Origin of the sequence: Paenibacillus sp. MER 180, from assembly GCF_023713665.1 — a bacterium.
In the GTDB taxonomy this organism is placed as follows: Bacteria; Bacillota; Bacilli; order Paenibacillales; family Paenibacillaceae; genus Paenibacillus_B; species Paenibacillus_B suaedae.
In genome coordinates this window covers 61796-85844 of sequence record NZ_JAMAVT010000006.1, presented here as the reverse complement: position 1 = coordinate 85844, position 24049 = coordinate 61796, and the positions used below count along the sequence as shown (strand labels likewise).

23 protein-coding genes and 1 riboswitch are annotated in these 24049 nt (G+C 45.9%); of the genes, 2 read left to right on the top strand and 21 right to left on the bottom strand.

All coding sequences use genetic code 11. The annotated features are described in order from the left end of the window. Nucleotides 1-12: 12 nt before the first annotated feature. The 9 genes from rbsB to M3661_RS11770 form a co-directional block, all read right to left on the bottom strand. Nucleotides 13-930, bottom strand: coding sequence for a ribose ABC transporter substrate-binding protein RbsB (gene rbsB / locus M3661_RS11810; RefSeq protein ID WP_065294190.1), 918 nt, complete (start codon nt 928-930; stop codon nt 13-15). Between the two features lie 18 nt (nt 931-948). Beyond that, nucleotides 949-1917 carry a ribose ABC transporter permease RbsC gene (rbsC, locus tag M3661_RS11805; protein WP_065294189.1) on the bottom strand — a complete coding sequence of 323 codons (969 nt, stop codon included), beginning with the start codon at nt 1915-1917 and terminating at the stop codon, nt 949-951. A 1-nt stretch (nt 1918) separates the two neighbouring features. Continuing rightward, nucleotides 1919-3400 (bottom strand): sugar ABC transporter ATP-binding protein, encoded by a 1482-nt coding sequence (locus M3661_RS11800; RefSeq protein ID WP_251485143.1) that lies wholly within the window; start codon nt 3398-3400, stop codon nt 1919-1921. A 207-nt stretch (nt 3401-3607) separates the two neighbouring features. Next, the gene (gene rbsD, locus M3661_RS11795; protein ID WP_142542792.1) at nt 3608-4006 is read right to left on the bottom strand and encodes a D-ribose pyranase; all 399 of its coding nucleotides are present in this window, start codon (nt 4004-4006) and stop codon (nt 3608-3610) included. A gap of 1 nt (nt 4007) precedes the next feature. Beyond that, the gene (gene rbsK / locus M3661_RS11790; RefSeq protein ID WP_251485140.1) at nt 4008-4886 is read right to left on the bottom strand and encodes a ribokinase; all 879 of its coding nucleotides are present in this window, start codon (nt 4884-4886) and stop codon (nt 4008-4010) included. Beyond that, entirely contained in the window at nt 4879-5868 is a 990-nt protein-coding gene (locus M3661_RS11785) for a LacI family DNA-binding transcriptional regulator (RefSeq protein WP_072728444.1), read from the bottom strand. The genes rbsK and M3661_RS11785 overlap by 8 nt, the downstream gene beginning before the upstream one ends. Nucleotides 5869-6211: 343 nt before the next feature. Further along, nucleotides 6212-6865, bottom strand: a complete 654-nt coding sequence (locus M3661_RS11780; RefSeq protein ID WP_251485137.1) for a histidine phosphatase family protein — start codon at nt 6863-6865, stop codon at nt 6212-6214. A 54-nt stretch (nt 6866-6919) separates the two neighbouring features. Further along, nucleotides 6920-8677 (bottom strand): ribosomal protection-like ABC-F family protein, encoded by a 1758-nt coding sequence (gene abc-f, locus M3661_RS11775; RefSeq protein WP_251485133.1) that lies wholly within the window; start codon nt 8675-8677, stop codon nt 6920-6922. Between the two features lie 623 nt (nt 8678-9300). Further along, nucleotides 9301-10665 (bottom strand): MATE family efflux transporter, encoded by a 1365-nt coding sequence (locus M3661_RS11770; protein WP_251485130.1) that lies wholly within the window; start codon nt 10663-10665, stop codon nt 9301-9303. Between the two features lie 146 nt (nt 10666-10811). Here M3661_RS11770 and xerS point away from each other — a divergent pair, with 146 nt between their 5' ends. Beyond that, nucleotides 10812-11900, top strand: coding sequence for a tyrosine recombinase XerS (gene xerS / locus M3661_RS11765; protein ID WP_021253856.1), 1089 nt, complete (start codon nt 10812-10814; stop codon nt 11898-11900). Between the two features lie 132 nt (nt 11901-12032). Here the strand turns inward: xerS and M3661_RS11760 are convergent, their stop codons facing one another. The 7 genes from M3661_RS11760 to M3661_RS11730 form a co-directional block, all read right to left on the bottom strand. Then, nucleotides 12033-12770 (bottom strand): DUF4247 domain-containing protein, encoded by a 738-nt coding sequence (locus M3661_RS11760; protein ID WP_251485128.1) that lies wholly within the window; start codon nt 12768-12770, stop codon nt 12033-12035. Nucleotides 12771-12779: 9 nt separating this feature from the next. Further along, a complete protein-coding gene (locus tag M3661_RS11755; RefSeq protein WP_065291659.1) occupies nt 12780-13286 on the bottom strand; it encodes a DUF4178 domain-containing protein in 507 nt (168 codons plus the stop codon). Between the two features lie 30 nt (nt 13287-13316). After that, the gene (locus M3661_RS11750; protein ID WP_021253859.1) at nt 13317-13748 is read right to left on the bottom strand and encodes a DUF350 domain-containing protein; all 432 of its coding nucleotides are present in this window, start codon (nt 13746-13748) and stop codon (nt 13317-13319) included. Nucleotides 13749-13928: 180 nt separating this feature from the next. Further along, entirely contained in the window at nt 13929-14606 is a 678-nt protein-coding gene (locus M3661_RS11745) for a PspA/IM30 family protein (RefSeq protein WP_021253860.1), read from the bottom strand. Between the two features lie 289 nt (nt 14607-14895). Then, nucleotides 14896-15243, bottom strand: a complete 348-nt coding sequence (gene lpdD / locus M3661_RS11740) for a prenylated flavin chaperone LpdD (protein WP_251485126.1) — start codon at nt 15241-15243, stop codon at nt 14896-14898. A 45-nt stretch (nt 15244-15288) separates the two neighbouring features. Then, on the bottom strand, nt 15289-16224 hold the full coding sequence (locus M3661_RS11735) for a dihydroorotate dehydrogenase (protein WP_021253862.1): 936 nt from the start codon (nt 16222-16224) through the stop codon (nt 15289-15291). Continuing rightward, nucleotides 16205-16906, bottom strand: a complete 702-nt coding sequence (locus M3661_RS11730) for a dihydroorotate dehydrogenase electron transfer subunit (protein ID WP_251485124.1) — start codon at nt 16904-16906, stop codon at nt 16205-16207. Before M3661_RS11730 ends, M3661_RS11735 begins: the two co-directional genes overlap by 20 nt. A gap of 393 nt (nt 16907-17299) precedes the next feature. Between M3661_RS11730 and M3661_RS11725 the strand changes: the two genes are divergently transcribed. Next, nucleotides 17300-18472 carry a polysaccharide deacetylase family protein gene (locus M3661_RS11725; RefSeq protein ID WP_251485122.1) on the top strand — a complete coding sequence of 391 codons (1173 nt, stop codon included), beginning with the start codon at nt 17300-17302 and terminating at the stop codon, nt 18470-18472. An 85-nt stretch (nt 18473-18557) separates the two neighbouring features. On the opposite strand, the gene M3661_RS11720 is transcribed toward M3661_RS11725, so the two are convergent. From M3661_RS11720 to M3661_RS11700, 5 genes are all read right to left on the bottom strand, one after another. Further along, nucleotides 18558-19268 (bottom strand): 3D domain-containing protein, encoded by a 711-nt coding sequence (locus tag M3661_RS11720; RefSeq protein ID WP_021253865.1) that lies wholly within the window; start codon nt 19266-19268, stop codon nt 18558-18560. 9 nt (nt 19269-19277) lie between these two features. Beyond that, nucleotides 19278-19446: riboswitch (cyclic di-AMP (ydaO/yuaA leader) on the bottom strand. A gap of 259 nt (nt 19447-19705) precedes the next feature. Beyond that, nucleotides 19706-20428 carry an amino acid ABC transporter ATP-binding protein gene (locus M3661_RS11715; RefSeq protein ID WP_251485120.1) on the bottom strand — a complete coding sequence of 241 codons (723 nt, stop codon included), beginning with the start codon at nt 20426-20428 and terminating at the stop codon, nt 19706-19708. After that, on the bottom strand, nt 20421-21077 hold the full coding sequence (locus M3661_RS11710) for an amino acid ABC transporter permease (protein ID WP_251485118.1): 657 nt from the start codon (nt 21075-21077) through the stop codon (nt 20421-20423). The genes M3661_RS11715 and M3661_RS11710 overlap by 8 nt, the downstream gene beginning before the upstream one ends. A gap of 152 nt (nt 21078-21229) precedes the next feature. Continuing rightward, a complete protein-coding gene (locus M3661_RS11705) occupies nt 21230-22015 on the bottom strand; it encodes a transporter substrate-binding domain-containing protein (RefSeq protein WP_251485116.1) in 786 nt (261 codons plus the stop codon). Nucleotides 22016-22199: 184 nt separating this feature from the next. Further along, nucleotides 22200-24041, bottom strand: a complete 1842-nt coding sequence (locus tag M3661_RS11700) for a HAMP domain-containing sensor histidine kinase (protein WP_251485113.1) — start codon at nt 24039-24041, stop codon at nt 22200-22202. Nucleotides 24042-24049 lie beyond the last annotated feature (8 nt).

Sequence of the window (24049 nt, the reverse complement as noted above, 5' to 3'; positions counted from 1 at the left end):
TTATGTCACAACTTATTCCTTAGTCACCAGCTTCAGCGGCGCAGGAATGGTTTTTTCCACTGTCTTGCCCTGCAACACATCATATGCGGCTTGCACCGCAAGCTGTCCGATCAGGTCAGGCTGCTGTGCTACGGTTGCTGTCAGCTTGCCTTCCTGAATCGATTTTAATGCATCGTCATTGCCGTCAAATCCGATAACCGGAATATTTTTGCCGGTGCTTTTAATGGCTTCAATCGCACCGAGCGCCATTTCGTCATTGTGCGCGAATACAGCTTGTACATCAGGGTTTGCTTGAAGCAGGTTTTCCATCACGTTAAGACCTTTTGTACGGTCAAAGTCCGCCGTTTGCTTCGCAATAACTTTCAAAGTCTGGTCTGCCACTTCGTGGAAGCCTTTGCCGCGTTCACGGGTCGCCGATGCGCCCGCTACACCTTCAAGCTCAATGACTTTCGCATTTTTGCCGACGAGGTTCTCAATAAATTCAGCCGCCATGCGGCCTCCCTTGACATTATCTGAAGCAACCAGTGCTTCAACGTTGCCGTGATCCGCCGAGCGGTCGAGCGTAATGACAGGAATACCAAGACTGTTCGCCGATTGTACGGCGGTCGAGATGGCTGCGGAATCGGTAGGGTTAATCAGCAGAACATTAACGCCTTTTTGCATCAGGTCATCAACGTCATTGCTTTGTTTGGCCGAATCGTTTTGCGCGTCGACGACAATTGTTTCTATGCCGTGTTTTTTAGCTTCGGCAACAACGCCATCTTTCAAGGAAACAAAGAACGGGTTATTCAATGTAGAGACGGACAAACCGATTTTCATATCCTTTAAGTCCCCACCCGTTTTTGGCTTCGCCCAGCTTGGAGGCTCCAGAGAACAGCCGGTAGTTAAAATGAGCAGTAACGCTGACAGTATTATCGTTAGCTTTTTCATGTGATTCTCTCCTCTCGCTTATGCAGATTTCTTCCGGTCAATGAGTACCGCAATCAGAATAACGATACCTTTGACCACCATTTGATAGAAGGAAGATACGCCGAGCAGGTTAAGTCCGTTGTTCAGAGTACCGATAATGAGCGCACCAATCAGCGTACCGACAATTCGTCCCCGGCCTCCGGAAAGGCTTGTACCGCCCAATACAACCGCAGCGATTGCGTCAAGTTCATAAGATGTACCTGCAGTCGGCTGCGCCGAGTTCAAACGCGAAGTCAAGATAGCCCCGGCCAAAGCGGAGAGCATACCTGCTAAGGAATAAATCATGATTTTAACGCGTGACACTTTAATACCGGATACGATAGCCGCTTTCTCGTTACCCCCGATTGCATAGGTTTTGCGTCCGAAAGCCGTTTTGTGCAAAATCACCCACAGTACTGCGAAGGCAATAATCATCGTGATTGCTGGAACCGGAATGCCGAACTGATAACCGCGACCGAACAATTGGAATGTCATGCTGTCACCAAGCCCGGTAATCGGATTACCATCTGTATAAACAAGCGTCAGTCCTCTAAAAATGGTCATTGTTGCAAGTGTCGCGATAAACGGAGCCATTTTACCCTGTGTAACCAGAAGACCGTTAATCATGCCCATCACACCACCAAGCAAACAGCCAGCGAGGATAGACAGAATCGGATCATAGCCCGCTACGAGCATATTGGCTACAAACGCACTTGATAATGCTAGTGTTGAGCCGACGGACAAGTCGATCCCGCCCGTAAGAATGACAAAGGTCATGCCAAACGCAATCAATGCGTTGATGGATACCTGCCGCAGCAAGTTCAAAATGTTAAGCGGTTCCAAAAAACTTGGGTTAAGAACGGACACGATGACAATCAGTATGAATAGACCAAGGAGCGGTCCGAGCTTTTGCGTCATTTGCGATAGTTGAAAGCCTTTGCTTGTTTTTGCATCATTGATGGTTGTCATATCACTTTCCCCCTGTCGCCAGCGTCATTATTTTTTCCTGTGTCGCTTCTGCTTTATTTAATTCTCCTGTGATTCGTCCTTCGTGAACTACAACGATGCGGTCGCTCATGCCGAGCACTTCAGGCAATTCGGAAGATACCATAATGATCGCAACGCCATGGCCTGTCAGTTCGTTCATGAGCTGGTAGATTTCGCGCTTAGCGCCAACGTCTACGCCCCGGGTTGGTTCATCGAGGATTAACAGCTTCGGTCCGATGCCTATCCACTTGGCGATAACCACCTTCTGCTGATTACCACCGGACAAGTTGCCTGCTGCGGTTTCTGCTGAATGCGTTTTGATTTGCAATCGCTTAATCAAGGCGTCCACGAATAACTTTTCACTTTGCGTTGAGATGATTCCTTTCTTTGTAAACCCGCTAATGCTTGGAAGCACCATGTTATCCCGAACGGAAAAGTCCAGAACCAATCCTTCGTCTTTTCGGTCTTCCGTAATGAAACCGATTCCATGATTAACGGCGTCAACTGGCTTTCTGATCTCGACCTTCTTGCCGAACATACGGACCTCGCCTTGATCCAGCCGATCCAATCCGAACAGTGCTCTCATGATTTCGGTGCGTCCAGAACCCATCAGGCCAGAGAAACCAACGATTTCACCTTGATGGACGCTGAAGCTTACATCTTCAAACGATCCTTTGCGAGTTGCATGCTCTACCTCCAGGACAATCTCACCTGGTGAAGGGTTGCGAGCAGGGTAGCGTTCGGTCAGCTCCCTGCCGACCATTTTCTTTACGACTTCATCAAAATTGGTTTCTGGAATTGGCTTGGTGTCTACCGTCCGGCCGTCACGCATAACCGTGATCCGGTCGCAAATTTCGAAGATCTCCTCCATCCGGTGTGAAATGTAAACAATCGATACTCCTTCTTTTTTCAAGGACTGAATGACTTCAAATAGTGTCTGAATTTCTCTTTCCGTCAGCGCCGAGGTCGGTTCGTCCATGATTATGACCTTGGTGTCCGTCAACAGTGCCTTGGCGATTTCAATCATTTGTTGTTGTCCCACTGAGCATTGTCCTGCTTCTATATTCAACGGAATGTCAACGGAGAGTCTTTTGAATTGCTCAATTGCAAGCGCCTTCATTTCCTTGGATTTTAGAAGTCCCCAAGTCGAGGACATCTCCTTCCCGATGAACAGGTTGTCCACCACGGTCATGTCAGGCCATATATTTAGCTCCTGATGGATAAAAGCGATACCTTGCCGCTCCGCTTCTTTCGGATTGGCAAAATACGTTTCCTTGCCGTCGATCAGGATGGTTCCTTTATCTCTTGCATGCAGGCCCGTCAGAATGTTCATTAGGGTGGACTTGCCCGCACCGTTTTCGCCCATGAGAGCGTGAACCTCGCCTTCGCGCAGGTCAAAATCAACGCCGGATAGTACCTGGTTGCTGCCGAAGGCTTTGTGGATTCCTTTCATTTGAATCTGCATAATGGCTCCTCCTTAAAAGTTTTACGAACGTTGCTTCTCTGGATGTTCTTTGCAGCAAAACTTACTTCGTAAGCAGATGCTTAGTTTTGCGGAGCATGGCTCCTGTGATTTTTCTTCAGCAAAACTAGCCTCGGAAGCAAATGCTTAGTTTTGCGAGCATTGCTCCTTTGATCGATTTCATAGCAAAACTGGCTTTGAAAGCACTTGCTAACCGAAATAGACACCTGCTTGTAAAATGATATTGGCGAACGGTTTAGCCTCGCCCGTGCGAATCACCGCTTTGGCCTTGCGAGTCAGTTCCTTGAATTCTTCGTGAGGACAATCCTCGATTTCACAATCTCCGAATTTATGCTGAATATAAGCATTTGCTTCATGATTTTGCGCTTTGATTTCTTTCGCAATTACCACTTTTTCGATTTGCATATCGGCTGCAATGGCATTGACCGTTTCCTCAAAGCTTGGTGTACCTAACGTTAGCGCCAAATCAATTTTCTTGACCCCTTCCGGGATGGGAAGACCGACGTCGGCGACGACGATTGTATCTGTATGGCCCAAATCGGCCAGAATTTTCGAAATATGACTGTTCAAGATGCCTTGTTTTTTCATGTTACATCTGCGCCTCCACTTCTTGACGATATGGCATGCCGCCCTGCGCACCAAACTTCGTTACAGACAAGGAAGCTGCACGGTTGGCAAAACGGACGCTATCGTAAATCGCTGTTCCTTCAGCCAGTGCGACCGCAAAAGCAGCGTTAAAGGTATCTCCCGCGCCTGTCGTATCTACCACTTCCACTTTGTAAGATGGTACGAGCACTTCATTAGATCCGTCGAAATAACGCACTCCTTTGCTGCCTTCGGTAATAAACAGCTTGTTCGGATATTTGCGCAGCGCCTCAGAAACAGTTAGAGATGAAAACAGGATTTCCGCTTCATGCTCATTTGGTGTAATATAAGCAGCGTTTTCGATTACTTCATCATCAAGCGGACGTGCTGGCGCTGGGTTGAGCAGCAGCGGAATCCCAAGGTTCTTGCAGATCCGGCTGACATGAGTAACGGTTTCCACCGGAATCTCCTGCTGGATCATCACCATATCCGCTCCTTCAAAAGCTTCCCTCGTATGGTCGATATATTCCGGGGTAACTTCATTATTGGCCGCTTTCACAACAACAATACTGTTATCACCTTCTGCCAAAATGATATGCGCTGTTCCACTTTCCATATGTGGAACCGGTTCCACATTGTCGACACAAACGTTGTTTTGCTTAAAGTTGTTCAAAATTTGCGCTGCGAATGCATCGTCTCCTACGCGCCCGATCATGGTTACGTCGGCTCCGAGCCGCGCTGCGGCAACGGCCTGATTCGCTCCTTTGCCTCCAGGAACGGTTTTGAAGCTTTCCCCGAGAACTGTTTCACCGGCCCCCGGGCGTTTGGATGATGTAACGACTAAATCAATCGATGAGCTTCCTACTACAATAATTTTAGCCATGTTGCCCCACCTTCCTCATTGTTTCCCGCTCTGTAAATGTCACGGGCATTTGTATGATTTTCTGATCTACATTTTCATTCTCTAATAATTGTATTAAAAGGTCTGCCGAGGCTCTGCCCATATCATAAGCGGGCTGCCTGATCGTCGTCAGTGCTGGTGTTAAGAGACTGCTGAGCGGAATATCGTCAAAGCCGATGATTTGCACGTCATCCGGCACATTCTTGCCAAGCCGAAGCGCTTCATGAAGCACCGCCGTAGCAACAATGTCGTTGCTGGCAATGATGCCATCCGTGTCCGGATAACGCTCGAACAATTCCTTCGCCCATTTTCCTGCTTCCGTGAACGAAAATGATGTTGTCCGGATTACGTTGTAATCCATCCCATGACTGTTCAACACATCAATTGCGCCCTGATAACGATCCTGTGCCGGCCGAATGGAAGCCGGCCCCTGCATGACCGTAATCCGCTGACTGCCGCGGGCAATCATTTCATGGGCAGCTATCTTACCGCCTTCATGTCCGTCCGCATATACCGACGGGCGATTGTCCACCGTACGGTCGAGAAATACTACCGGAATCTTCAGCTTCCGATAAATATCTGCATCCGGATGATTCGTGGATGCAATCACGCCAACCACATTATTTTGTACGAAGGTCTGGATATATTCTTTTTCTTTTTGTATATTTTCATCGCTATTGCCAAAAATGATTCGAAAATCATTCTCCTGCATCTTATCTTCTACCCCACGCGCCAACTCAGGAAAAAAAGGGTTGGTGATATCAGGGAGTAGGAAACCGATCAGTCTGGATTTTCGCTTGTATAAGGATCTAGCTACTTCATTCGGCGTATAGTGAAGTTCTTTGATTGCGCTTTCAATCTTCCTACGGGTATCATCATGCACATATCCAGTGTCGTTGATTACCCGCGATACGGTTGCTGCGGATACGCCCGCATGTTTCGCTACGTCTCTAATCGTTGCCATCGTTGTTACTCACCTCTAAATATGAAACCGGTTACACATATAAAATAACACAATCATTTACCTTTGACAAGGTTTATGGCTGTTCCATTATCTAGGTAGGATGGCTGGCAGCATCTTTTTGGTGGTCGTGGCAGGCTGCGGTTCTGATCAAGTAGAATCTGAGGAGTGTTTGTAGTTGAAAATCTACGACACAAACATTAGTCCTTGACCTTGGATTTCCACCCATTTAGTAAAGATGTCTTGAACCAATGTTTGTGTCGTTCTACAATCATCCTGTAATGCGGTAAAACGGAGGGCGGACCGCCTTACTCCGAAATGAAGGAACTTTTGCTTGTTCGGAATCCTATCTCATGAAATCTTGAAGACTGATTTTTTGGACAATCTCATACCCATTCTCCGGCCCTTTGGGCTTAATCACAACAGTCCCCATATAAGGGATCTCACCGACAGCAACACCGGCAGGAAAAGCGTGACCGATGATTACTTTGTTCGTTCCAGACAGGGGTACTACCTCGAACATTTTCTCTACCTGCGTCACAATGCTTTGTTTCTCTGCAGCTGAAATTGTGCTATCGCTAAGCTTAGCGATAGCCGCCAAAGAAGGATCGACAGCCACATTGCCTGAACCAAAGGCAAGTTCTGCCGATTCTCGGGTTCGGCAATATGGACTCGCAACAACTGGATATTGAACAGGAATATTGAGTTTGCGCATAGACTCCCCAAGCATTCTAGCCTGCTCTCTTCCGGTATCACTCAGATTGCGCTGCGTCGAGCAATCATGAAAATCCACGGCCGGTTGATCCTGCCCAACCGTAGCTTCGCCATGCCTCACATACAAAATATATCCGCCTTTTTGTAAGGCGTGGATCACAGAGTCTAATTCATTTTCAGGCACATCCAATCGCATATTACTTCCGCTTTGGAAACCGGACATGAACATCAAAATAGCCATAAATATTGGTAGGAGTACATACCGTACATACCTTTTCATTCTCATGTTGTTGGGCACCCTCTCATGCACGAATGTACTCCTATGATTCGCTAAATTCAGCTATTTATGCCTAGATTGATCCAAATGCTTCTTTCTGTGGAGCCACAACTGGTATTCCTCATCTAGTACCGTATACTTCTTATCTCCTGGTTTACACAGTGATAGCTCGGCTAAAATGTGGGATAACTTATGTTCTACCATTAACCGATCATACACCTCATCTGAGGAGGCCATCTGATCCGAACCTTGTCCATCATCGCCAACTTGCACTGCCTGACTTAATGAGCGTTGTGACAGTGTCACTTTGCCGTCATGAAAAACCAGCCATTTTTGACATACTCGTTCGAGAAAATACCGATCATGGGAAGCGATCAGCATCGTTCCAGAATACGAGGTTAACGTTTCCTCCAGTTGCGTCCTGCTCTGTAAATCCAAATGGTTCGTTGGTTCGTCCAAAACAAGAACGTCTGAACGATTGACGATCAAGTTCGCGATTTTGAGACGCATCCGTTCTCCTAGGCTCAGCTGCTTCATCGGCTTCATCAACATTTCTGCCTCAATCCCCATCTGAGCGAGTACTGTGCGTACTTCGGCAAGACTACCAGAGTCGTACCCGTACCATTCCAATGCGCATTGCTCCGCATCCAGATCGTCCAGCTCCTGAGATAAGTAGGCGGGCTTAATGCTTGGACTTAGCCAGATCTCTCCACGATCAGGTTGAAGCTGCCCTACTAACATCCGGATAAGTGTTGATTTGCCGCACCCATTTGGCCCTAGAAGTCCGATTCTATCTCCACGCTGAACGGTAAATGAACTATCCTGGAACAGCAGCTTATTCCCTGCAGATTTATGAATCCGATTGGCTTCCAACATTCGTCTCCCCCGTTTGTCGGGATGATCAAATTCAAAATAAATCTGCTGCTCCTTTCGCGGCTTCTGAATTCCTTCACATTCAATTCGACGAAGCCTTTTTATCCTCGATTTCACCTGTCGATCCATTTTCTTGGCCTTGGTACGATAGAACTCCTTGATGCCAGTACGCATCTCTGCCATTTTGCCAACTTTACCTGCTTCTCGATGCGCCTTGGAAGACCACTGTTCCAAGCGGTGGATTTCCGCTTCTATTTTTGCTTTATACTTTTGCTCCGTCTCATATTGATGCAGCTGATTCTGATATCTTCGAGCTTTTTCATCGCGATACGCGCTGTAGTTCCCCATGTATTCATGAGCAACCCCATCCTCTAGCTCAATAGTGCGCTGAACCGTCCGATCAAGAAAATATCGATCATGCGAGATGACAAGCATCGAACCATCGTATGAATTCAGTTCTCGAATCAACCATTCCACACCATCCAAGTCTAGATGGTTCGTAGGCTCATCTAAAAGTAATAAATGAGGGCGAGTTGACCAGATATGAGCTAGCGCCAACTTCGTACGCTCCCCTCCGCTCAGATGACGAGCTCTCTCCATTTCCCACGACTGCACCTGTCTTACGCCCATCATGCTTGTTGCAGTCATGAATGAGGAAGCCCCATCCTTCTCCAGCATGCACTCCGACATCTCACTGAACATTTGAACTGAATACGAAGTCGATTGCTTTAAATATCCAATATCAATCGAATCTCCGAAACAAGTGATCACACCTGTGTCCGGCTTTACTGTTCCATATAGTAACTGGGCGAGTGTCGTTTTGCCTGCACCATTGCATCCGACCAGTCCAATGCGATCCCCCTTGGCAATATCGAGCTGAACATTTCGTAGCACCTGTAAATCTCCAAAGGCTTTCGCTAAATTTCTACAGCTTAACAACAACGTCATACGTTTACCTCCTTTATCCGCGCAACTAAGCGCAACAAAAAAACTCACCGGCCTCTGCCGATGAGTCACGATTAGATTGTGCGATAAAGAAACCCTAACGCAAACAAATAGCATACCCTCCATAAGCACTCTGTAGCTTACGCATAGGTACAAGTCGCGGCAAAACAAAACAGGAGCAAGCTAATTCAGCCTGCACTGCTTCCACTGTCCGAACTATTACGATAAGGAGTATCTGTAAATAGGCACACGTGTTTTCTAACCGTTCCACCATTGCGGCAGAGCGCTGGATCGTTGTTATCCAATTCCATAACGAGTCCAATTAGTTAGTCCACATGTCCTTAAATAGATACCTCCTCTTACATAATCGTTTCTACCTTATCACATTGCTATAAAAAAGTATACAAGTATTGATCATTAATTCATATAAAAATTTGCAGGTAGCAAATTGTTGGTTGTACCCTTCAAACTACAATACAGGAATTTCATAAGTGCTTCTTCATGCGGCATGCGGAAACTGCTCTTACTATAACAACACCAAACAAAAACAAGAGAGCAGTTGCCCTCTTGTTTCTTCAAATAGTTTACTGAAATGAGTTTTATTAAATGCAATTTTTATTAAGTCATTAACTAATTGTTTGTACGTTCTTCAGTACTCTCCGCTCTACAATTGCAAGCCGTGTGAACAGCGCAACAGCTCCTGCTGCTAGACCGCTAATCAGTCCAATCCAATAGCCATACGCTTGCAGATCCGTCCAGTTCGCCAGTACATAGCCTAACGGTAGACCAATAATCCAATATGAGGCGAATGCGATCATGAACACGGCATTCACATCTTTATAGCCGCGAAGCGTTCCTTGCACTGGTGCCGCAACTGCATCAGACAGCTGGAAGAATATCGCGTACATCAGGAACGTCGATGTAATCTCACGCACACCCGCTTCCTTCGTGTACATGCCTGCCACTTCATTATGGAATAAGAACAAAAATACCGCACAGAGCGAGGATAAGCCCACCGCTGTAAATATACCAAGTCTCGCATAGGTCTTCGCATCCTTGAATCGCTTAGCGCCTACCTCGAATCCAACGAGAATCGTTAATGACATCGCGATGCTCATCGGAAGCATGTATAATAATGAAGCAAAATTGAGTGCCGATTGATGTGCTGCAATTGTTGCCGTGTCATATTCACTCATGAATATAGTTACCATGGAGAAAATACTTACTTCAAAGAAAATCGATAATCCGATCGGCATCCCAATGCGAAGAATCTCTTTCCAATGGGTAAGCGATATCCCCTTCCAAGAACGAAACATGCCCATTTCCCGCATGCGATCGTTACGACGCAAAAATGCAAATGCAATGCATGTAATAATGAAGTACGTAATTGCCGTTGCTATTCCAGCCCCTGCCCCACCGAACTGAGGAAGTCCCATTTTCCCGAAAATAAACAAGTAATTCAACAGCACATTAATTGGGAAGGACAGCAGGGTAATGATCATCGTAACCCGAGTTAAGCCAAGTCCATCAATGCTGGCGCGCATTACGGTATAAAGGAAGGATGGAATGACTCCGAATCCGATTGCAGTCAAATATTCTCTTGCCACCCGGTGAACATCCGCATCCAGCTTCATAATAGTAAGAATCGGATCAACCGCAAATATACCAATCCCAATGACAGCAGCTCCGAAGATGACCGCTAAATATGCTGCCTGGGTCACACTTGGAGCAATTAACTGCTTGCGTTCTGCTCCCATATGCTGCGCCACAATTGGCGTCACCGCAAGGAAAATACCGCTTAGCCCTGTGTATACGGGCACCCAAATACTCGTAGCGATCGCTACACCTGCTAAGTCAGAAGTTCGGTAGTTACCTGACATGACCGTATCAAAGAATGTCATCAGCTGCATCGCCACTTGCGTAACGAATATGGGCAATAAAATATGTAGCATTTGAATCAATTTTTGCTTTAATGAGTAAGTCTGTTTCATGTCTTCTTATCTCCTTGTATGCACAACTTTAACCATTGTAGCATCTCTCCCCATTGGTTTGAACAACTATTTGACCATTGACTCCTTTACGCGGGATCACTCGTTCATTACAATAGAAGTAGTATGGAAGGAGGTCTCTGCCCAATATGACGATTCAGAAGACGAGAGACCGTGCTGTGCTTCAGCACAAGCTGCCGTCCCTGCCCTGGTACGTGCAACAATTTATTGAATATAAAATGCCCGATTTATCTCCATCCTCCTTGTTGGAATATGTACGGGACTACGAAATATTTCTGGGCTGGCTCGTATCCGAGCGATTAACTGATGCGCATGATCAGAAGGATGTTACCTTATTAGATTTGGAATCGCTTCGCATGGAGCATATCACTTCGTTTCGCATTTATTTGACGACATACAAAGAAACAACCAATGCTCGTGTGACCGTGTCCCGCAAGCTGTCATCCCTGCGCTCCTTATTCCATTACTTAAGTCAAATTGCGGAGGATGAGAACTTCTACCCATTATTGAAGCGCAATGTAATGGCCAAGATCGAAATCAAACGCGTACATAAACCGAAAGACAGCGCCTCTAAGCTGAAGGGTAAGCTGCTTGAAGATAATGAAATTAACGGGTTCATTCATTATGTGCGGGATGGTTATGCCCAAGATGTAGCCAATAACAAACAAGCTGCATATGCGCATGCGCAGAATGCGGTTCGGGACGCTGCCATTGTCAGCCTAATCCTGAATTCCGGGTTGCGGGTTAGCGAAGTTGTGAATCTCAACATGGATGATGTCGATATGAACAACAAGCTCGTCTATGTATACCGCAAGGGTCATAATGATGAGACGTTCAAGACTCCGGTTTATTACCGTGACAGCGCAAGACAGGACTTGGCCGAATACTTGGAGGCTAGATCAACTCGGTATGCAGCGCCTAAAAAGGAAAAAGCCTTCTTCCTCGCGATCAAGAATGGCGAGAAGGAAGGAAACCGCATGACGAAGCGTGCTATTCAGCAGATGATTATTAAATATGCAAAGAGATACGGCAAGCCTGCTCTAACTGTACATAAGCTTCGGCACTCATTCGCCACAGATTATTATTTGCAAAATGACATCTACAAAACAAAGGAACAGCTTGGCCACGCTTCGACAGAGACAACGGAAATCTATGCACACCTGACAGATAAGACGATGTCTGAAGCTATTGAGCGGCGGCAGGACGAGGAAGAGTAATCTCTTCTATTTCCCCATGGAAGAATATCAGGAGGATTGGATGGAAAATCCATTGTGTACCAACTGTAATGAAATAGTATCAAATAAGAACCGCTCTTCTATCCTAGAGGAGCGGTTCTTATTTGCCTTCTGCTATCGCTTTCGGCGGAATATACTTCCCGAACCGGAACGAGTCTTCGGCGGTTTCGATTTTTTTACTTTCGGTGGATTATAACTTCCCCCACTACCCCCTCGTGATATGGAGCCGCGATTGCTATTATCCTTCGGCTGCCTTGAGAAGAACCCGCCCCCCGTATTCTTAGAAGTATCCGTTGTGGAACCTCTGCGGAAGATGGAACCCTTGCGATCTACTGTCATTGGAGGAGCCTTCTTCTTATCCTCCACCGTAGGCTTTTGGTATGATTTCGTCGGCTCGTATGTACGACGCTCATTATAACCCCGGTACTTCCCATACCCGCTTAATGAATCGAATAGTGTATCGAGAAGCTTGTATTGCAGGTACATCTCCAAGAAGCTTCGATCATAATTCTGCCTTACGTATTCCTGTGAAGCCACTTCAATAATCGAATCTTCTGGTTTGTCCTTGTCGCGCTGCACCTGAATGAGCTCATTATCATAGACGAGGAACATTCGCTCGTCACTCTGTTCAGAAGTCTGCTTCGGCTTGCGTTTATCAGCAATCTCCTTGGCCGCTTCAGGCACGGTCGTATTCTCAGCGCGATAAATATAGGAAGTGCTCTTACCATCACGACTAACAGACTCCAGCGGATACGTTTCCGCAACATCATACTGTCCACAAGCCGTTAGCAACGGAATCAGTAAGCTGAAAATGACAAGCCATTTGATTGAATCCAATCCGAATTTTCGCATAGGCGCCTCTTAAGAACCGCGCAGAATACGTACGTCGGCGGATATGACGGAATCTCCTTCATACAACTGGAATCGTCCATCCTGCCATTCAATGCGAAGCAGCTTACGATCATCGGCTTGATAATGCCACACGTACTGCTCCCCAGATACGCCAAATGGCGTTTGTCCTGTACACACGACTCTGCCGTTATATTGGTCTTCCATGTAATACCACTTACCATCCAGTTCAATTTCTGTAGGAACTTCCTCTACATCATCCAGACGTCCGTCAATAGAATCGTACAGACTATAATAGGCTTGCTCTCTTTGCTCCACGAATAAATATTTGATGTGTGATCCGTCTCTCAGTGTCAGCCATGCAGAATTGCGCATACGCCAATCTGTACGGCCAATAATTTCATAACTGACGAGTGAGATTTCACAAATATCCCCGGGGCCAAGCGTAGAGGGCGTTTTCTCTGGTTGAGGTGCTTCCGGCTTCGCCATAATATTTTTAATGCGTTTCCATAAGCTCATTAGTTCTGCCTCCTTCCTGTTGAACCCTTGTTATATGCAGGCTGCAATAATTAACGCGCCAACCACATGCAGCGAACCAGCCACGAGTGCATACGACATATTGCCTTGCTTCGTTCCCTCTTCCAAGTTCATGTTGAATACAGTACGGAACAACAAGCGGATTAGCAATTCTAGAATAAGCAATATGACAAATGAGAAGAGAGACATCAACAATGCCTCGCCTAAGCTGTAAGCGACACGAATAGAACTAGATAGAATATAGCCTTGCGAGAACAGCTTCATAATAAAGCGAGTCGTTACCGCTACATTGCCTTGTCTCATTTCATGGACATCCTTATAGCCTGTAAACAAGGAGTCTACAATCATGAGAATGAATAAGAGCACCGCTCCTATCGCTGTCCACACCGCAATACGCGGCACATTCTCCAGCAGAACTGACCAGTTTTCCAATCCGAAACTCAATTCGAATCCTCCCCCATTGCCCTTTGGACGAAAGCCTGCTTACACAGCAGTGTGTCCAGATTCGGCAATCTCGTGTAAAAGTGTGTTCTCTTCATTTTATTTCATTAACGAACCCATATACCTGTACAAGAATAAAGAAAGACGCTTGTAACACAGATAACAAGCGTCTTCTGTATCCGATTATTCGGCAGATTTGTCGTACTTCTTCATCAGAGCTGCCAATTCATCCTCGACACCTTTATCCTTCGTCAAGCTTGCGAACTCATCATCGAGCGATTTGCCTCCCGCTCCACGGATTTCGTTGCTTGCTTCTGCTTGAGCTTCCATTTGAAGCATTTTGTCTTCCATACGCTTCAAGCCTGACATCGCAGTATCGGAGCTGAATCCCGCCATCGCTTTGTTAATTTCCGTTTGAGCCTTCGCAGCATTGAAACGAGCAACCAGCGTTTCGCGTTTGTTCTTCATATCTGTGTATTGCTTGCGCATTTCTTCCAGCTTCGCGCGAAGAGCGTCTGCTGAAGCTTTGTTCTGATCATAGCTCGCTTTGTACTCGTTCATTTTCGCTTCTGCTGCCTTCTTCTCTTCCAGAGCGCGGCGTGCCAATTCAATATTGTCGGCCTGTACTGCAATTGCTGCTTGCTCAGCACGCTTGTTCACAAGTGCTTCTTGCTCTTCATAGGACTGCTTGAAGCGCTTCTCGATCGCGATCTGCTGGGCTACTGCACGTTCTGCTTCTTCCAAATCCTCTTGCATGTCACGTAAGTATTGATCTGTCATCTTAATTGGATCTTCCGCCTTCTCGATCAAGGCATAAATATTAGACATCGTTAAATCACGCAAACGTTTAAATACGGACATTGTATTGTTTCCTCCTTTGTGTGCATAACCATTGAAACAAAATACCCATCAGCTCAATATTATGTTTCATTACACATTCATACGAATCAGTTCTGAAGTTGTTTCAAAAAAACAAAAAAATCATATCTCTATTGTATACGGAAATGTGGAAAATTGTATACTCCTCTCGCTGCTTAAAGAAATCTTCATTCCATTCATACTTTCTTTACATAATGACTCGTAGGTAGCCATAAAAAAGAAGAAGATCAGGATTGCCCAATCTTCTTCTCCGTATTCTAACCATTGTGATTTAATCAAAGGTGGACAGCATAAGCAAAAATTGTGACCACGCATGATCAACAACTGCATCAATATGTGCCGAACTTAGATTATCATAATGTATCCCTGCACATACGGTAACCGTAGCCTGAAGCTGACTCGCCGCTTGCTTAGCCATTGGCTCTGTCAGTACATATTCTTTATGCCCAGGAACTCTATTCGTCTGCACAACCCATTCGTGCTCATCCGTACTCGGATCCCTATATGCGGTAGATACCGCCCCAATATGCTCGTCTCCCCCGGCAATGATGAACAGGTAGTCTCGCCCAATTTTGCGATATTGAATGGTTATGTCTGCACCCGGTCGTTGCTCCTGCATGTATTCAGAGCCCCCCTTTAATGAAATACATTTGTCCAGAAGGCCTTACTTAATAATGCCGCGAATCTCATCCAGACTTTGAATGTTCTCCATTTCCATGAAGCTTAGAAGACCAGCAAGCAACTCTTCGCCAGCACGCAAGTTCATGAAGTTGTATGTGCCTACTTGAACCACCTCAGCCCCGGCCATAATAAATTCAATAATATCCGAAGCGGAGGCGATGCCGCCCATGCCCATGACGGGGATGGATACATGCTGGGACACCTGATGAACCATGCGCAGCGCTATTGGCTTAATAGCCGGCCCAGACAAGCCCGCGTACGTATTGGAAAAAACACTGCGCCGCTGATAAATGTCAATCTTCATTCCCGAGAACGTATTTACTAAAGAGACACAATCCGCTCCCTCGTCTTCACACATCACTGCCATTTCTACAATATTCTCAGCATTCGGCGATAGTTTCACAGCAAGCGGCAGTGAAGTGACTTGCCGTACTTCGCGAATAACCTCACGCGCAACGTCTGTTTTCACACCAAAGGCAATACCGCCTTCCTTCACATTCGGGCATGAAATGTTCAACTCAATCATATCTACAGCCCGAACACGTGCTTTGCGCCGCTCTTCTGCATCCTTCGTTATCTTCAAGGCCCCGAGGACGTATTCTTCTATATTACTGCCGCCAAGATTGGCAATTTTCACGGGCTCAATCGTTTCCCAGAATTCCATTTCCTCTTCCAAAAATGCATCGATACCAGGATTCTCAAGCCCAACACTATTCATCATGCCGCCCGGTGTCTCCCACACCCGAGTTCCGTTATTCCCTAGACGTGGATGTAGGGTGAGTCCTTTGCAGGAGATGCCCCCCAGCTTGTTAATATCATATAATTTGGCATATTCTTGCCCAAAGCCAAACGTTCCCGATGCCATCACGATCGGATTGTTGAACGGAATGCCGGCTACATTACAAGCTAAGTTCCGCATGCCATTCCACCTCCTCCGCCAAAAATACAGGTCCATCCGCACATACTTTGCGGTTGCCGTTTTTATTCTTTACTGAGCATACATAACAAGCCCCGATTCCGCAGGCCATACGTTTTTCAAAAGATACATACACCTTCGTATCCAAGCCTTCTGCTTGCAAGGCAACTGCCTTCATCATTCCCAATGGACCACACACCAGCACATTATCGTATTTACTTAAGTCCACGTCATCTAGGAAGTTGCCGTTTACACGGACAACCAACTCATTCGCGTAAGGTTCGTATGCTTCCGTTAAATAGGACTGCCCTCGAAAGCCAAGATAGATATCCGGTTTATCCAACTGCTTCGCCGTATATAATAAGGGTGCAATGCCAATACCGCCTCCGATAAGTGCAGTTCGTCCCTCCACTTGCGGGAAGCCATTGCCGAATGGCCCCTCTAGCTGGATACGGTCTCCATCACGCAGCTGTGCAATTAAAAGCGTACCCTCTCCTGCAATCTTGTACAGGAACTGGATGCTATCCTTCTCCAAATTGCAGATGCTAATTGGACGAGACAGAATAGGTGCCGTATTCCAGGCTCGCAGCATAAAGAATTGACCCATGCTTGCTTGAAATTGACCCTCCACCGTCATGAGGTAAATGCCTTCAGAGATGCGTTCGTTGGAAAGAATCGTATACACAAGTATGCTCCTTTTTTCACGAGTAAGGACAGTCTGCATCCTTCTCACGTTTATTGAGATGTGCAGATTCCTGCTCGTAAGAAAAGCCCACATTCACAACCTTATGGATTGCTGCCTATATGGCCTATGCATAAGCTTTTCTCACCTTTACACTTCTACTATGCATGTTCTGGTTGACATCCCACTGTGACCCATGTCACATTAGCGTATGAATTGTGACAATGGTTTCGCAAATTTTCAGAATATTAGCAAGAAGTTACAAGTGAACATCCTAACAATTATAGTCGATGAGATTATTTCCCTACCGTACTAGGTAAGTGGAAGGGCATATTTCTACCACCCCAAGGACATAACAAGAACATTGAACTGTTTATGGAATGGGGGAATGGCGCTATGCAACATTGTCGAATCTGCTTATCTGTACTATCCCTTTGTTTGCTCTGTATTACTGGCTGCTTCCATCGTTCGCAGGAAGCAACGCCTCCCATACCCAATCTTCCACCAAGCAAGCCAAATCAGTCGGAATCGATCCATTCATCAGCAGACAGTCTGTGGAGACAAGATCGCACTCATCCAGTACCACGTATCTTCAAGGCAGACTCTGTGAACATGCATTCCCCACATGCTAAGGAGAAGCAAGAGAATGCAGCTTCATCGGATCATCTTGAGATGCCTAAATTCACCATATCAGCTGAGCATAAAGAGCGTGATAACCAGAAAAGTCAGAAGAGACTGGAGTCGCAGCAGGCAGAGTCAGAATCTGACCAGCAGAAACAGCGTTCTTCCTCTTCGAATGAACGCCAGCACAAGTGGCAGAAATCAACCCCGTCGCAATCTGCGGCGCAAGCTTCACAATCATCCCGCTCCAGCATGCATAAGATGAAGAAACAGCATCTCACGATTGCGGAACTGCGGTTGAAGTACCCACATATCTTTAAATTGAATGCGAAGCAGCGTCATGGAGAACGACAAGTTGCGCTCACCTTCGATGACGCGCCGGATAACCGCATTACGCCGCTTGTATTGGATATATTGAAGGAGCACAATATCCGAGCCACTTTCTTTCTCGTTGGCTCTCGTGCCAAGGCTTATCCAGGACTCGTCGAGCGGATGGTGCGCGAGGGGCATGTGATCGGTAATCATTCGTACAATCATCCGTTGCTGACAAAGCTGACGCTTCCAGCTTTTGAACACCAGGTGAAGGATACTGAACGCATTATCGAGCAGTCTACCGGATATAAGCCTCGATACTTCCGTCCGCCATATGGAGAAATCAACGAAGAGCAATTGCGCTGGGCAGGAGATAATGGATACATGGTCGTCAATTGGGATGTAGATACAAACGATTGGCGTGGATTAACCGCTTCACGTATTTTGCAAAATGTGATGCGTGGGGTACGCCCAGGTTCCATCGTATTGCAGCATGCCAGCGGAAGCACACAAAATGGGTATCTGCATGGAACCGTGAAAGCACTCCCATCGATTATTCAGCAGTTAAGGGAGCGGAAATATGAATTCGTCACCCTGCCTGATCTGCTCCAAGATCAGAAGGAAAAGAAGGAATAAGAAAACAAGCCCCGCCATAATGGCGAGGCTTGTTGTTCAATTGCTATTGTAAGTATTCATCTACATCTATATATAATAGTAGATATTATTTCAACACGTATACTTTAACGTCTTGCACGCCGAATGTGTTGCCTGTCTTCTTGCTTACCGGTACAAATATGTCAACCTTTTTCCCCTTGATTGCACCGCCTGTATCCGTAGCTACAGCAACCATACCGCCTGTCGGCAAGTGTTTGAAATCATATCCCGTAATATACAATTTCGTACCAAGCGGAATCACTTTTGGATCGACCGCAACTGTACCTAGTTTCAATGCATTACCCAAAGCATCTACTGCGCCCCATTTGCCGTTTTCACTCGGATGAGCGGTATAGGCTGTTGCACGCATGCTTATCGTTTTCTTGTATGTCGCTGTACGTCCAGAGGACAATTGAACTACATTTTTAGGAGCAGCTTGTTGTACTGCTGCTTTCTGATTATTCGAAGCCGTTTTGACTGCCTGTTCGTCATTTTTTGCTACACCCAAAGCATTATTGACTGGCATCCCTTCCAATACCGACTTTTGAACAACAGGGCTTGGAAGTTCGATGGAGAGTCCACCATACAGATTTTTCGGATTAATTGTCGGGTTTGCCGACAATACGGATTCAACACTCATGTTGTAATTCTTAGCAATTGAATAGAACGTTTCTCCTTCTTTTACCGTATAGGGCTCAGCCTGTGCCGGCAAAATTTGAAGAATGGACGCAAGTCCAAGTAAAGCTGCTGTAATCGTTAGTGTAATTCTTTTACGCATATGTTTTGTTTTCCTCCTGTGCATTAGCCTGCGGGGTTAGTTGTCGGATTCGGGTCAAGGAGTTCCCCTACGCCATTCCAAGTTGCGGAATAAGCGATTCACCCCAAGGTGTTCTCATAATATCGAACACCGGTCAATAGTCCCCCGTACGGGTGTGTCGTTTCGGCTCGGATTGCATCATATCACAATTTTGTAACCTGTGCGCAGGAATATGATGGTAAGTCTCTGGAACCCGCGCCCCCCAATGGATTGAAGCTTCAAACTTTTTTTATTTCATAACAAATTTGTAATCAGAGATGACATTTTTGTAATCTTTCTGTTTCTATCATAGCACATATTTCAGATTTGTAAACGAAAACGCTTACATAATACAGCAAACAACAATAGGCACCCCCTAAGGATGCCTATTCGAACACCTATATATTTACAATACCTCTTTACAATACTCTGCTTAGAAAATCCTGCGTTCTAGCATGCTTAGGATGGTTAAATAATTGGTCTGGAGAACCTTCCTCCACAACATTGCCGCCATCCATAAACAAAATACGATCGCCCACTTCACGTGCGAAGTTCATCTCATGAGTTACGATTACCATCGTCATTCCTTCTCCGGCGAGTGATTTCATGACCTCAAGCACTTCGCCGACCATCTCTGGATCAAGCGCTGATGTCGGCTCATCGAACAGCATCACATGCGGCTGCATAGCAAGTGCTCGCGCAATCGCGATACGCTGCTTCTGTCCACCGGACAATTGTCTAGGGAATGCCTTGGCCTTATCCGCCAATCCAACCTTGCCAAGCAGCTCCATTGCTAGTTTATTTGCTTCAGCCTCTGGCACATGTTTCACCTTTATTGGAGCAAGGGTAATATTTTGCAGCACGGTCATATGGGGAAATAGGTTGAATGATTGGAATACCATCCCCATTTTTTCACGTGTTTTGTTGATGTTGTGCGACTTGTCAGTGATGCACTGATCCTCGAATCGGATATCCCCTTGTGTCGGAGTTTCCAGCAAATTAATGCAACGAAGGAGAGTACTCTTTCCGGATCCGCTAGGGCCTATGACTACAACCACTTCACCGCGATCAATAGAGACATTTACCCCTTTTAAAATCTCCAATTTATCATACGATTTATGCAAATTTTGAATTTTAATCATGCTCGCTCAACTTCCTTTCCAAACGTGCCACCACTTTCGATAAAGTGAAGGTTAGAATGAGATAGATACACGCTGCTCCAATCAGTGGTCCCATCGCTGAATAAATTTTGGCACGAACGATATTTGTCTCAAACATCAAGTCTGCAATCCCGATGGTGCTGACAATTGAAGTCTCCTTAATAATCGTAATAAATTCGTTGCCGATCGCCGGAATAACATTGCGGAACGCTTGTGGAAGTACGATCAAGCGCATCCCCATTGGTTTTGACATCCCGAGAGAACGAGCTGCTTCCAATTGACCGTGGTCGATCGATTGTATGCCGGCACGGAAGATTTCAGCCAAATACGCACCACTATTTAAGGATAGAGCAATCGCTCCAGATGTTAGTGCACTGAATTCTACGCCATACTCTGCAAGTCCATAATGAATAATGAATAATTGTACAAGCAGAGGTGTTCCACGGAACACCTCGATATAGGTGACAGCAAACCATTTAAGCGGCTTTATTTTAGACATCCGCATCAAGACAATGGCCACTCCCAATAGTAATCCGAACAGAACGGATATCGCGGATAGCAGTACGGTTATGCCAGCACCGGATACAAATCCTAATTTATTCGTCCATAACATGTCGAACCAATCGAACATGACAAACTTCCCCTTCCCTATCTATCACGACTGTTAATCTGCATTTCTTCTATATAAAGAGAAAAAGCTCCTCACTGGTTGAATTCCCACGAGGAGCGAACATATCACATCGAGATCCGTATAGACCGCATATAGATGCAATCCATCTGATCTTATTGTTCCGCCAGTTGTACCGCTTGTGTAATGAATTCATCCAGCTTGCCCTGCTGCTTCAAGCGTTCAAGCGTCTTATTCACTTCATCACGCAGTTTCACACTGCCCTTGCGTACTCCAATTACATATCCTTCACTTACTGGCTTCAATTCCACCGGCGCGACAGCGACTTCCTTGCGATTCGCAGCAAATGCCGCTGCCACAGGCTTCTCCACAACGACAGCCTCTAAACGATTCGACTCCAGTGCAAGAACGAGGTCGTTCACCTTATCCAGCATTTCCTTCTTCGCATCAGGGATTTGCTGAACGACATCCTCGAAGGTTGAGCCAAGCTGTACGCCGATCTTCATGCCCTTCAAATCTTCAGGTGACTTATACTTATCCTTGTCTGCAGCACGTACAATAACCCCTGCTTCCGCCAAGTAATAAGGTGTAGAGAATTCCATTGCATTCTCCCGCTCAGGCGTTGGATCTAGTCCCGCGATTGCGATGTCAATCTTGCCTGTCTTCAGTTCCTCAGGCAATGACGACAGTGATGTATCCTTAATCTCTAATTCAACGCCCAAATCCTTCGCAATTTCCTTCGCTATCTCAATATCGAAACCGACAATTTGATCCTTGCCGTCGATTGTTTTACGGAATTCAAATGGTGGATAGTCAGCACTCGTGCCGAGTACCAGCTTTTTATTCTCCTGTACAGTTGCTAGACGGTCTTCCTTCGCACCGCAACCAACTAATAATGATAGAATGAGTGTGCATGCTGCAACAATTTTTAATGAGTTCATTTGCTCCAACCCCGCTCTGTATATGTGTAATATTCCCCGCTCGCTCTTAGTGAGGTAACATCATTATACACACAAATGCATAGTTATACAACCATTATTTCTTAGGAATTGGATTTAAAAGTAGAATATTAGCGCATAACTCTTCCATTTTATAATACATTGGTCAATTATGGCAACATCCAAACTATCCTTCTTGCTTCTTGCGGAATAGTGGGAGACTAATTGTGATAACTGTGCGACCTGGCACTGATTCAATGATAAGGTCTCCTTCATGGCGCTCAACGATACTGTAGCAGATGGACAAGCCTAGTCCTGTCCCCTTCTCCTTCGTCGTGACAAAAGAAGTTCCTGCCCTGGCTAAAACCTCGGCTGGGAAGCCTGGCCCTTCATCTTCAATACATAGAAGAACTCTATCCCCTTTCATACGAGTTCGAATCGTCAACACCTGGTTTTCACTCATCACTTCAAGTCCGTTCCGAATGAGATTGTGAAGAAGCTGCTTCATCTCTTTCTCATCCATTTCAATTGAAGGAACTGGTGATATGTCCAGACGGATATCCTGGCAGTGTGCCGATGCTGATGCTTGCACAAGCGGGTATAATTGTGTAATGATTTCATTCAAGCAATGAGGACGAAATTGGACGAATTTATGTCTAGCCAAGGTCAAATACTCCGTAATGATCGTGTTCGCCCGCTCAATTTCCTCCATCATCGTACGGAAATAGACATGCTCATCCGCATGCTCCGGCTTATTGCGAAGCAGCTGCAGAAATCCCTTGATTGTCGTTAGCGGATTTCGAATTTCATGACTAAGCGCGGCAGCCATCTCTCCCACAACCTGCAGCGCGCTCATACGCTTCATTTCTTGCTCCATCTGTGCCTTCTGACGCAGCGCCTCACTCATCCGATTCATATCTGAGCCGAGCTGGCAAAATTCATTATTGGATTCGATTCTCACTGTCACGTCATAATCCCCACCGGCAATACGATGAGACGCCTGAACTAATTGATGCAGTGGAGTTACGATCAAACGACGGATCCACCAGTTTATTAGGAAGTAAATCGCAATAATAAGTAAACTGATCGTAATTAGGGTTACGACCCATACGTAAAGCAACACGCTGCTAATAACTCCCGCAGGCAGCATAATGATTGCTCTCCAGTTCGTCTCCTCAAGCGGAATTGAGAATATATACATGGAGTTCCCACGATAGTCATCAATGATAATAGACTCCTTAGAGTCATTTACTTTGCGTAATAAAGTCGCTGTATCTTCATTAAGATTGGTGTATATATTGTCATAAATCGTTCGTTCTTCATCTGGGTTATATAACAAATTGCCTTGTAGGGAAGTAAGTAGAATCTTGCTGCTGGGGTGTACACTTAGCTTGTTAGCTAACTGCTTCAAATCGCCAAACCGTATATCAACTCCGGCCACACCGAGCAGTGTGCCTCCTGAGTCGTATACAGGCGTGCTGACGGATATCATCGGTAGGTTTACATAAGGATCAATGTATGGTGCTGTTAAATAGGTTCCATTCTTCTTCACTGAACCATGATAATAGTCGTATTGCGGGTCATCTCGATACTGTGGCAGTGACTCGTCCACATGTTCTTGTTTATTGAAATTACGGAGCAGACCGGATTCATCATGACCAAACCAGGATGTAAATTTCTCCTTCCATTTCGAACCGGTCTGCAAGGTGAACCAGTACCCGAATACGAGGTCCTTCGGTTGAAATGCATACCATTCTGTCAATTGATTCACTTCAGCCTTGATGCGCCCAGATGTGTCGAATATGCCCTGAATGACTCTCGCATATGTCTCCACCATTAGCTTGTGGTGACGAATGGCCGCTTCAACATCGTGAGCGGCCATCTTAACTTGATTCAAATAATTGTTCTGCATGCTCGTCTCAATAATCGAACGAACAGCTGCATACGAAAATGAAAAAATAATGGCCAACGCAGCAACTATTGTCGTCACTACCCGGGCGCTTAGTTGGCTATGTATCGTTCTAAACATAACATCCT